General features: G+C 26.1%; 10 protein-coding genes and 1 pseudogene. 9 read left to right on the forward strand and 2 right to left on the reverse strand.

The features are described from left to right. Positions 1 to 554 (reverse strand): hypothetical protein (locus Q0G30_RS12805; protein WP_294390741.1); only part of this gene is annotated, 554 nt, incomplete at its 3' end. Between the two features lie 401 nt (positions 555 to 955). Between Q0G30_RS12805 and Q0G30_RS12810 the strand changes: the two genes are divergently transcribed. The 5 genes from Q0G30_RS12810 (at position 956) to Q0G30_RS12830 (ending at position 7584) form a co-directional block, all read left to right on the forward strand. Beyond that, positions 956 to 1534 carry a serine acetyltransferase gene (locus Q0G30_RS12810; RefSeq protein ID WP_148324141.1) on the forward strand — a complete coding sequence of 193 codons (579 nt, stop codon included), beginning with the start codon at positions 956 to 958 and terminating at the stop codon, positions 1532 to 1534. 488 nt (positions 1535 to 2022) lie between these two features. Beyond that, positions 2023 to 3933 (forward strand): nucleoside-diphosphate sugar epimerase/dehydratase, encoded by a 1911-nt coding sequence (locus Q0G30_RS12815; RefSeq protein ID WP_204571809.1) that lies wholly within the window; start codon positions 2023 to 2025, stop codon positions 3931 to 3933. A 12-nt stretch (positions 3934 to 3945) separates the two neighbouring features. Further along, on the forward strand, positions 3946 to 5091 hold the full coding sequence (locus Q0G30_RS12820) for a DegT/DnrJ/EryC1/StrS family aminotransferase (protein ID WP_148324147.1): 1146 nt from the start codon (positions 3946 to 3948) through the stop codon (positions 5089 to 5091). Between the two features lie 31 nt (positions 5092 to 5122). Next, entirely contained in the window at positions 5123 to 5734 is a 612-nt protein-coding gene (locus tag Q0G30_RS12825; protein ID WP_148324150.1) for a sugar transferase, read from the forward strand. A gap of 38 nt (positions 5735 to 5772) precedes the next feature. Continuing rightward, positions 5773 to 7584, forward strand: a complete 1812-nt coding sequence (locus Q0G30_RS12830; RefSeq protein WP_289129290.1) for a NeuD/PglB/VioB family sugar acetyltransferase — start codon at positions 5773 to 5775, stop codon at positions 7582 to 7584. Positions 7585 to 7656: 72 nt separating this feature from the next. Here Q0G30_RS12830 and Q0G30_RS12835 read toward each other — a convergent pair whose 3' ends face one another. Beyond that, entirely contained in the window at positions 7657 to 8601 is a 945-nt protein-coding gene (locus tag Q0G30_RS12835) for an LCP family protein (RefSeq protein WP_148324153.1), read from the reverse strand. Between the two features lie 113 nt (positions 8602 to 8714). Here Q0G30_RS12835 and Q0G30_RS12840 point away from each other — a divergent pair, with 113 nt between their 5' ends. From Q0G30_RS12840 to Q0G30_RS12855, 4 genes and pseudogenes are all read left to right on the forward strand, one after another. Beyond that, positions 8715 to 9779, forward strand: a complete 1065-nt coding sequence (locus Q0G30_RS12840; protein ID WP_148324157.1) for an acyltransferase — start codon at positions 8715 to 8717, stop codon at positions 9777 to 9779. A 364-nt stretch (positions 9780 to 10143) separates the two neighbouring features. After that, positions 10144 to 10812 carry a Wzz/FepE/Etk N-terminal domain-containing protein gene (locus Q0G30_RS12845; RefSeq protein ID WP_148324160.1) on the forward strand — a complete coding sequence of 223 codons (669 nt, stop codon included), beginning with the start codon at positions 10144 to 10146 and terminating at the stop codon, positions 10810 to 10812. A 43-nt stretch (positions 10813 to 10855) separates the two neighbouring features. Beyond that, a complete protein-coding gene (locus Q0G30_RS12850) occupies positions 10856 to 11518 on the forward strand; it encodes a CpsD/CapB family tyrosine-protein kinase (RefSeq protein ID WP_148324163.1) in 663 nt (220 codons plus the stop codon). Positions 11519 to 11553: 35 nt separating this feature from the next. Beyond that, positions 11554 to 11852, forward strand: a pseudogene (locus Q0G30_RS12855) (glycosyltransferase family 1 protein); the annotation flags it as partial.

Below are 11852 nucleotides of genomic sequence, written 5' to 3' on the forward strand. Positions count from 1 at the left end.
TTATTATTATTATTATTATTATTATTATTGTTATTATTGTTGTTGTTGTTATTGTTATTATTATTGTTGTTGTTGTTATTGTTATTATTATTGTTGTTGTTGTTATTATTATTGTTATTGGATGAGCCTTCTGTAGGTTTAGTAGAACCAGTAGAGGATGAGTTATTTCCTGTGGAAGGCTTACTAGTAGATGATGAATTATCAGTTGAATTAGAATTACTATTACTAGATGCATTAGTAGTGCTATTATTTATATTTGCATTAATATTATCATCAGTAGTTGTACTATCATTATCTGAGCCTATTTCTTCTACTATATTTTCACTAGAATCAATATTTAAAGTAGGATCAGTTTGGTTATTAGAGTTATTTAATTTGTCACTAATAGTTGATAGTACTTCATTTATTGATGTAGATATATTATTTTTATTGATAGAAGCTTTAGAATTATTAGTAATTTTTTCACCAATAAAATCAACTACAAGAAATAAAATTATAGATATTATTAAGATTATTATAGAAATGTTTTGGATTTTTTCCTTTTTTATATTCATTATACAATTTCTCCTATGTGTTTAGATTTTATAATATTAATATTCTATATATTAATATAAAATCCTCCTAAAAGTAGAAAATGTTTATCTATTATACAATATATAACAATGTTATTGTTTTAAGATTCTTATTTTAAGAGAAGATGATATGAATTAATAATAAAATAAGATAATAAAATATAATGTTGAAAGTAAGTTTAGAATATTTTTAATTAAATTATAAATATAACTACAAAAAAGATAAAATATAACTAGTATGTTGAAATATATCGTACGGATATACATTTTAAATAGTATATAAGATGTTATAATTACTATATTATTGCTTTTATAGGCAATAAATTAATTAGTTTTACCGCTTTAGTTATATAAGTTATATTTTAAATATGGGTGAGGGAAGTATGAATAAAAAGCAATTAAAACAATATATTTTAGAAGATTTTTATAGGTATTTTGGAACATATGATAAGAAAATGTATTATAGATATTCATTTACATATCCTAATATTGCATTTACTAAGGCTTTAAGGTTAGCCAAATATTACAAGGATAAAAATAAGATAAAATATTTATGGTATAAAATTCTTCATAGAAGAATGACTACAAAATATGGATTTCAAATTCCCATAGAAACTGAAATAGGAAGAGGATTTTATTTAGGACATCATGGTAGCGTCGTGATAAATGTTAGTTCAAAGATAGGTAACAATGTAAATATAGGTCAGTGTGTTACTATAGGACAAACTAATAGAGGACCAAAACAAGGCTGTCCAACTATAGGTAATAATGTTTTTGTTGGGCCAAATTCGGTTGTAGTTGGGAAAATAACAATAGGAGATAATGTATTAATAGCTCCATTAGCATATGTTAATATGGATGTTCCAAGTAACTCAATTGTATTAGGAAATCCAGCCAGAATAATACCTAGAAATAATGCAACTGAAAAGTATATACAGAATGAGATTGTTGGGATTAATTAAAAAATTTAATCTTATATAAAGAGAATAGTAATAAATAAAATAGCATTATAACTTGGACGTTAATATAAATAATTCAAGTTATAATGCTATATTTTATTTAAAAAGTTCTATATAATGGTTATTTTTTTCGTTATAATGAGATTTTTTATGCCTTTTAGCAAAAAATATTTCCTTAAATTGTGACAATGGACAGTAAAAAATACAAAGTGTTTTTTTGGAAAAATTAATAAAATTAAAAAAATAAAAAAAATAACAATGAAATGCCGAAATAATATCATAAAAAGAACCAAAGCAAGAAAAAATTTCATTATTTTCTTTATTTTGTATATATTAAGGAATTTTACCCAAGAAACTGTTTTATGGTATAATGCTTTGCGTAATTATAGAAAAATTTACATTGATAAAAAATATAAAATTTTAAAAAATTAGGGATAAAGATGTTTTACTTACTTATTTACAAATAATATTGTCAAAGGAGGATGAATTATATGAAGTTAATAAATTTACTTTTAAATAACAAGAAGTTTAAAATTTCATTTTTAGTTATTCTAGATATTTTAATTATTTTATTTGCATATTTTTTAATGTTTTTATTTAAGTTTTATAGCAATGAAGTACATATAAGAGAGATAGTAGAACTGTATTTTATAAATTATAAAATAATTATTATATCTGTATTATTATATTTATTAAATTTTGTACTTTTTAGACAATATAAAAGTATTTGGACATTAGCAGGAATTGATGAGGTTTCAAGAAATATACTAGCCGTTATAGTTTCATTGGTATTTATTTTAGGCTTTAATATGTTTTTTGGAATGCATGTATCTGCAATGATGATTATATTATCAGCAATAATAATAATGATTTTAACTACTTTAATTAGAATTAATTATAGAGTTGTGAGAAGAGCTATTATATTTAATAGTATAAAGAACAATAGAGATAAAATGGAAAATGTTCTTATTATTGGAGCTGGTGCAGGAGGAGTATTAGTTTTAAATGAAATAAAAAGTAATATACAACTTAATAAAAAAGTTGTTGGATTTATAGATGATAATAATCAAAAAATTGGTAGATTTATTAGAGGTACAAAGGTTTTAGGGAATAGAGATGATATTTCAAGAATAGTTTTAGAGAAAAATGTAAGTGAAATAATAATTGCTATAGCAAGAGTAGAAGATTCGAATTTAAAAGAAATTATTCAAATATGTAAAGAAACAGGTTTGCCTTTAAAGATTATACCTAGTGTATCTGAATTGATAGATAATAAATTTTCAATTCATAGTATTAGGGATGTAAAAGTAGAGGATTTATTAGGACGAACAGTAGTAAAACTTGAAAAGGAAGGGATAAATGATTATATAAGAGGTAATACTATTTTAGTTACTGGTGGAGGGGGATCTATAGGTTCCGAACTTTGTAGACAAATAGCTAAATTTTTACCAAAAGAAATAATAATATTAGATATATATGAAAATAATGCATATGATATTCAAAATGAGTTAATAAGAGAGTTTAAAAATATTAATATAGTAACATTAATAGGATCGGTCAGGGATAAGGTAAGAATAGAACAGATATTTAAAACTTATAAGCCACAAATTGTTTTTCATGCAGCAGCACATAAGCATGTCCCTTTAATGGAATATAGCCCAAGTGAAGCAATAAAAAATAATGTTGGAGGTACTTATAATATTGCCCAATATGCCTGCAAATATAATGTAAAGAAGTTTGTTTTGATATCTACTGATAAGGCTGTTAATCCAACAAATATTATGGGAGCAACTAAAAGAATATGTGAAATGATTATTCAGTCAATGAATAGTAAAAGTAAAACGGAATTTGTTGCAGTAAGATTTGGAAATGTTTTGGGAAGCAATGGATCGGTAGTTCCATTATTTAAGAAGCAAATAGAAAATGGTGGACCGGTAACATTAACTCATAAAGATATTACTAGGTATTTTATGACTATACCAGAAGCAGCACAACTTGTATTACAGGCTGGAGCTTACGCCAGGGGTGGAGAAATATTTGTATTAGATATGGGAGAACCGGTTAAAATTTATGATTTAGCTTATAATCTGATTAAGTTATCAGGATTTGAACCTAATCTAGATATTAATATTGAGATAACGGGACTAAGACCTGGTGAAAAATTATATGAAGAACTCTTAATGAGTGAAGAAGGATTGACAGAAACTAAACATAAAAAGATATTTATTGGCAAACCAAACGATTTTGATTTTGATTATATATCAAATAAGATTAGTGAACTTATTGAGTTATCAATTTATGGAAGTGTAGAAGAGATTAAAAATAAATTGAAGGAAATAGTACCAACTTATAAAGAGCCGCATGAAGTGAATAAAGAAGTGGCAGCTACATTATTGGAATAGGAGATTAAGACTATGAATAATAAGAGAATATATTTATCATCACCTCATATGGGACATATGGAAAAATTATTTGTAAATGAAGCCTTTGATACTAATTGGGTAGCACCGTTAGGGCCAAATGTTAATAATTTTGAATTAGAGCTTGCAGAGTATGTTGGAGCAAAATCAGCAGCGGCTTTAGTATCCGGTACATCAGCTATACATTTAGCTTTAAAAGCTATTGATATGAAAAAAGGAGATAGAATTTTTTGTACAAGTTTAACTTTTGCAGCAAGTTGTAATCCAGTTATGTATGAGGATGGCGAATTAGTATTTATAGACTCTGAAAGAGACAGTTGGAACATGTCGCCTATAGCATTAGAAAAGGCATTTAAAAAATCAGAAGAAGAAGGAAAATTACCTAAAGCTGTAATAGTAGTTCATCTTTATGGACAATCAGCAGATATGGATAGAATTATTCATATATGTAATAAGTATAATACCCCAATAATAGAAGATGCAGCAGAAAGTTTAGGGGCAACTTACAAAGGAAGACAGACTGGAACAATTGGGGAGTATGGAATATATTCTTTTAATGGTAATAAGATAATAACTACTTCTGGTGGAGGTATGTTAGTTTCTAAAAATGAGAAAAAGATTGAGAAGGCGAGATTTTGGGCAACTCAATCTAGAGATAATGCAAGACATTATCAACATACAGAGCTTGGATATAACTATAGAATGTCTAATATAGTTGCCGGAATAGGAAGAGGACAGCTAAGAGTATTAGATGAAAGAATAGCTCAAAAGAAACATATTTTTGAAAGATATTTTATAGGATTTAAGGATATAGAAGATATAGAGATGATGCCCATATGTGAGTATGGTGAACCAAATTATTGGTTATCATGTATGACGATAAAAGAAGGAAGTAAGGTTTCACCATTAGATATTATATTAGCATTGGAAGAGGAAAATATTGAATCAAGGCCTATTTGGAAACCGATGCATATGCAGCCGTATTATGAAAAGTTTGATTTCTTTACAGATAACAATGATGGAATAAGTGTTGCAGAGGATATATTTAATAGAGGATTATGCCTTCCGTCTGATACAAAAATGACTGAAGAAGAGATAGATAAGGTAATAAATATTGTAAAAAAATGCTTTACTAAATAGTTATAATAGATTGGTTTTAGAGGGGATATTAATGAAAAGTATAGGTTTAGCTATTAAAAGATTATGCGATATTATTGTGGCTCTTGGGGGAATTATTATTTTATCTCCTGTTTTACTTGTATGTATGATACTTATAAAGTGTAAATTAGGAAGTCCTATTTTTTTTAAGCAAAGAAGAATAGGTAAAAATAATAAAGAATTTGAAATGATTAAATTTAGAACTATGAAGGATTCAGTAGACAAGGATGGTAATTTGCTCCCAGATGAAGAAAGAATGACTAAGTTAGGTATGACATTAAGAAGTTTAAGTCTTGATGAATTACCAGAACTTATAAATATATTAAAAGGTGAAATGAGTCTTATTGGGCCTAGACCATTATTGGTAAAATATCTACCTTTATATGATGATAAACAGATTAAAAGACATGATGTTACTCCAGGGCTTACTGGATGGGCTCAAGTTAATGGTAGAAATAGCTTAAGCTGGTGTGAAAAGTTTGAATTAGATGTATGGTATGTAGAAAATTGGAGTTTGTATTTAGATGTTAAGATTTTCTTTTTAACTTTTTATAAGGTATTTAAAAGAGAAGGAATAAGTCAAGAAGGACAAGCAACCATGGAGTATTTTGATGGAAGTAACTAAATTGATTTTTGATTATTAAAAGGAGTGTTAGTGAAAAAGTGAAGGATTTAGTCATTATAGGTGCTGGTGGTTGTGGAAGAGAAGTCGCATGGCTTGTAGATGATATAAATAAAATAAATAATCAGTGGAACTTACTAGGATTTATAGATGAGAATGAAGATAATCATGGAAAAATATTAAATGGATACAAGATTTTAGGGGGATTTGATTATTTAATAAATAAGGATAATATATATTATGTTTGTGCTATAGGCAATTCTAAGATTAAGAAAAAGATAGTAGAAGAAAAATGTAGTAAGTATAATATTAAAGCAGCGACTCTTATACATCCTACTGTATTGATATCAGATAAGAATAATGAAATTGGAGAAGGATGTATAATATGTGCTAATTCTATAATTACTATTAATGTTAAATTAGGAAAGCATGTATTTGTTAATTTTAATTGTACTATAACTCATGATGTTGTTATAGAAGAATTTGTTACAATTTACCCAAATGTTAATATTTCGGGAAATTGCAATATTAGTAAATGCGTGGAAATTGGAACCGGAACTAAGATAATTCAGGGCAAGAGTATTGGTGAAAATACAATTTTAGGAGCTGGATCTATTGTAGTCAATGATTTGCAAAGTGATGTTACTGCAGTTGGAGTACCAGTAAGAGTAATAAAGTATCATAATAAAAGTACATGTGAAAATATTAAAAGTAAAAAGGGAAAAAAGGTTCTATATGTGACAACAGTAAGTAGAACAGTAAATGCATTCTTGGTGCCACATATAGAAATGTTATTAGAGGAAGGATATAAAGTAGATATAGCAAGTTGTATAGATAAGGAAATAGATAATAGATTAATAAGAAGAGGAGTTAAGATATTTGATATTCCTTTTAGCAGAAATCCATTAAATCCGGCAAATATAAAAGCTTTTAAAGAGCTGATTAAAATTCAAAAAGAGGAAAACTATGATATAGTTCATGTACATACACCAGTTGCATCTATATATGGTAGACTACTTAAGTTAAAATTTAAGAATTTAAAAACTATTTATACTGCTCATGGATATCATTTTTTTAAAGGTGGATCAAAGTTAGGATGGTTTATTTATTATCCTATAGAAAAATTAATGGCCAAGCTTACTGATGTAATTATAAATATAAATAGTGAAGATTATAAAATAACTAAAAAGAGATTAAAACCTAAGAAAAGTTATTTTGTAAAGGGTGTTGGAATTGACTTAACTACCTATAAATCACTAAGTGAAGTGGAGAAATTGAGAAAAAGAGAAGAACTTGGTTTATCACAAGAAGATTATATAGTAATAATGATTGCAGAATTGAATGAGAACAAAAACCAAATTCAACTTATTAAAGCAATGGAACTTTTAAAGGATGATTATCCTAATATTAAGGCAATATGTATAGGTGAGGGAAATAGAATTGAGGAGTTAAAAGATGAAGTTGAGAAAAGAGGATTAAAAGGAAGAGTTAAATTTTTAGGATTTAGAACAGACGTCAATGATTTAATTAATATTAGTGATATGGGAGTATTACTTTCTTATAGAGAAGGATTGCCAAGAAATATAATGGAGTTAATGGCAAATGGTAAAAAAGTTTTAGCAACTAATATAAGGGGATGTAGAGATTTAGTTAGTAATAATATAGTTGGAGATCTAGTATCTGTTAATGATCATATAGCTACTTCAAAGGTGATAATTAGAAATTATTTGCATAAAATATCGAAAATAAAGGCCGATGATAATGTTGAAAAAATGGCAATTACAAAAGAAATAGCTCCTTATGATATTAATAATATTAACAAAGAATTGAAATCAATTTATAACAGTTTATAATGTTAGGCATAAAAATATCCTCAAGTAGTTAAGAAATTTACTAACTTAAGGATATTTTTTATAGGGTTATATTTATTTATCATTATAAATGTAATCCATTATTTGTTTTTTAGTATCTTCAATATTAAAAGTCAAATAATAAATACCATCAATCATACTACCTTCAGAAGAATCATCTTTTGGAAATCTAGATTGAATTAATCCATTAGAAATAACACTAGTAATTTTAGATGAAAGCGATAATATCTCGGTTGAACTCATATTTGTTTTTAAATAAGGTAAGACTTCTGATAATATTTGCGGGTATGAGCTTATAGGTAGTTGAGATAACTTACTGAATAGACAATTTAAAACTGTTCTTTGTCTATCAGTTCTTACATAATCTCCACCACTTGCATATCTTATTCTTGAATAAGCAAGTGCTTCTTCACCTGTTAAATTATATAGACCAGGAGCATTAATAGTTGGTATGTGATTAACTTCTTCTTCTGTTATATTAATTTGAACACCACCAAGTAGATTTATTATTTGTGGAAGTGAAGAAAAATTAACAGAAACAAAATCTTCAATGTTTAAACCAAAATTACTATTAAGGGTTTGAATTGCTAATTCTGGGCCACCGAAAGCATATGCATGATTAAGTTTGTCCATTCCATGATTAGGGATGTTAACATATGAATCTCTCATTATAGATGTAAGCTTTAATTTATTATGATTATTATCAATAGTTAATATTAATATAGCGTCTGATCTACCAGTAGAATCATCATTAGAATCTACACCAAATAAAGCTATATTTTTTATATTTTCAGTATTGTCATATGTACTGATTTCTTCATAATTTATACTTAGGTTTTCAGAATCAATTTTTACATTATCAATTTTACCAAGCATATTATAGATACTACTGAATCCTACAGTCATTAATACTAATAAAATTACAAATAGTGACATTATAACTTTAAAAGCTAAAGATTTTTTCTTTCTTTTTTTTCTTTTTTTCTTTTTTTCACTCATTTTTTTCACCTCATTGATATTTTAACAGTATAGTTATAAAATGTAAAATTAAAAAATTAAAAAATTAAAAATAAATATAATCTAAAAGATTTAAGATTAAGATAGGAGGAAATATGGAATTTACACGAGATCAAATTAAGATAACAAAGGGTGTGGCAATATTATTTATGATGTTACTACATCTGTTTTGTACAAAGAATTATGAAGGATTATATACTCCATTGATATTTATAGGAAATACTCCTTTAATGTATTATTTAGCGTTGTTTGGAGATTGTTGTGTTGCTATATATTGTTTTTGTAGTGGGTATGGACTTATATTGGGATATAAAAAAGATGAAAAGAGTTATTTTAAGAAGAATATTTTAAGAATATTAAAATTATATATTAATTTTTGGATTATACTAGTTATATTTGTTTTGATATTAGGTCCTATATTAGGAAAAGCAGATGTATTTCCTGGAAGTTTAAAAACTTTTATTCTCACTTTTACAGCAATTTCTACATCTTATAATGGAGCTTGGTGGTTTATAACTACATATATAATATTAGTTTTAATATCACCATGGATTAATAAGATGGTTATTAAGAAAAATAATATACTAATAGTATTTATTTCATTTATATTATATTTTATGGGATATCTACAAAGAATTAAAGGATTAGTAAGCTTTGATAATGAAATATTAAATTGGTTTTTTGTTCAAATGGGATTTCTTGGAACATCTCAATTTCCATTTGTAATTGGAGTTATATTTGCAGATAAAAAAATATATTCAAAGTTATATAATTTTACTTTGAAAATAAAGTTTAAGAATTTAATTGGGTTATCATTAATATTAGCATTAATAGTAGCTCATGGATTCGTAGAAACTCTATTTATAGCTGTATTTACAGGAATAGCATTTATATGTATCTTTAATTTAATAGACAAGCCAAAATGGTTAAATGAAATTTTGAGGTTTCTAAGTAATCACTCAACTAACATGTGGTTAGTTCATATGTTTATATATTCTGCATATTTCAGAGAAATAGTTTATGCGCCTAAGTACAGTATATTAATATTTTTATGGCTAGTAGTGATTTGTATAGCTATTTCTTATGTGATAAGTTATATTAATAAAATTATTAGTATTTTATTTAAAGACAATAATAAAGATACTATAAGCATAAATTAAAAAAATGATGATAAATTAAGAATAATAATTATATTATACTTAATTTATCATTTTTTTTTTGACAAATATCAACAATATAAAATTTGAATTGAAAACATATATTTAATTAATATAGAAATTCATTATTAAGATATAATAAAAAAAAGGAAAAAAAAAGAGTGTAAACGCTTGAAATTCCAAAAAAAAGTAAAATATATGAAAAAAATCGATAAAATATGGCTTTTTATACCTAATAAATAATAAATTAAATATTTTACCCTAATATAACTGTTATGATATAATAATCCTGCATGTTATATTACAAAAAAATAGAAAATTTATATAATTTTGAAGAAAATATTAAAAATTAATTCAGGAGGAGAAAATGGAAGAAAGAAGTGTAAATATTAAGGAAGTTATATACTCAGTAAAGAAAAAATCGAAGATGATAATGATTTTTACATTATTGTGTACTTTATTAGCAACAGCAATAGCAACATTTATGTTAAAACCAACATATGAAGCAAAGGTTAAGATATTTGCGGGAAGTAATGATACAGAAAGTGGAGAGTATAGATTAAGTGAAGTTTCAAATTATAAGGATTTAATTGGATTTTATACAGAAATAATAAAAACAGAAGATTTTATGCAAACTGTTATAACTAGAGCACAATTAAATTTATCACCAGCACAAGTATTAAATGGATTAAGTTTTACTACTGTTGATAATGCTCCTGTTTTAACAATTAAATATACAGGTAGTAATAGAGAGAATGTTGAAAAGATAGTATCTACTTTATCTCAGGAGTTCGAATCAGGTGTTAAAGCTATAATACCAGATACATATACAAAAGTAATTGATAGTGTAAAAGTTACTGAAAGAGTTCCAGCAAAGGCAAAAATAGTTATTGTTGGATTCTTTGTAGGATTATTTTTAGCAATTGGGTTTGCACTTATACTTGATTATTTAGATGATACCATTACAAGAAGAGAAGATTTAGAGAAGATAATTACATCACCAGTTTTATGTGAGTTACCAGTTGAACAATCATAAAAGGTTAGATAAATAGAAAATAGGAAAAATAAGGGGGATATTTATGTTTATAGTAAAGAAAAATCCAAAATCTTTATCTGCAGAGGTATATAGACTTTTAAGAACAAACTTAGAATACTCTTCTATAGATAAAAGTTTGAAAAGTATAGTGGTAACAAGTACAGAACCAGGAGAAGGAAAGTCAACGGTAGCTGGTAATTTAGCTATTATACTAGGGGAAAGCGGTAAAAAGGTAATATTAATAGATGCAGATTTAAGAAAACCATCATTACATAAAAAATTTAAAGTATCTAATGGGTTAGGATTAACAGATTATTTAATTGGTAAATGTAAGTTAACAGATATCTTAAAAAAGATTGATGATAATGTTCTTATTCTTCCAGCAGGAAATAAAGCACCTAATCCAGCAGAAATAATAGCATCTAAGTCAATGGAAGAGTTAATTGAGACTCTATCTGAAAAGGTAGATGTAGATTATATAATTATAGATACTCCACCTGTAAAGCATGTTGCAGATGCAGTAGTATTATCAGGAAAATGTGATGGAACAATAGTTGTAGTTAAGTCTGGATTAACGAAAGCAAAAGATCTTACTAATGTATTAGGAGAACTTGAAAAAGTACGAGCTAATATTATTGGTACTGTATTAAATGGAGTTCAAAAGAATAAGAAGGATTATTATAACTATTACTATGGAGATGACTAGAATATAGTTACAAAAACTTAAATGGAGGAGTTAATATGGATAAGTGTCTTCATATTTTACCTATGAGTACATTAAGTGGGGCAGAGAAAATGACTTTAAGTTTATGTAAAAATTTAAAAGAGTATGAGCCGATAGTTATTTGTGGAGGAAATCCATTAAAAGAGGTTTTTGAAGAAAATGAAATAACAACATATTCAACATCATTTGATTATAAGAATATTATTTCAAATATGAAATTTATACGTAGTGTAATAAAACAACATAATATCAAGATTATTCATGCTCATGACAACAATGCATCAATAATTGTTTATATGGTAAAGAGAATATATGG

The organism is uncultured Clostridium sp. (assembly GCF_934754925.1).
Lineage (GTDB): Bacteria > Bacillota > Clostridia > Clostridiales > Clostridiaceae > Clostridium.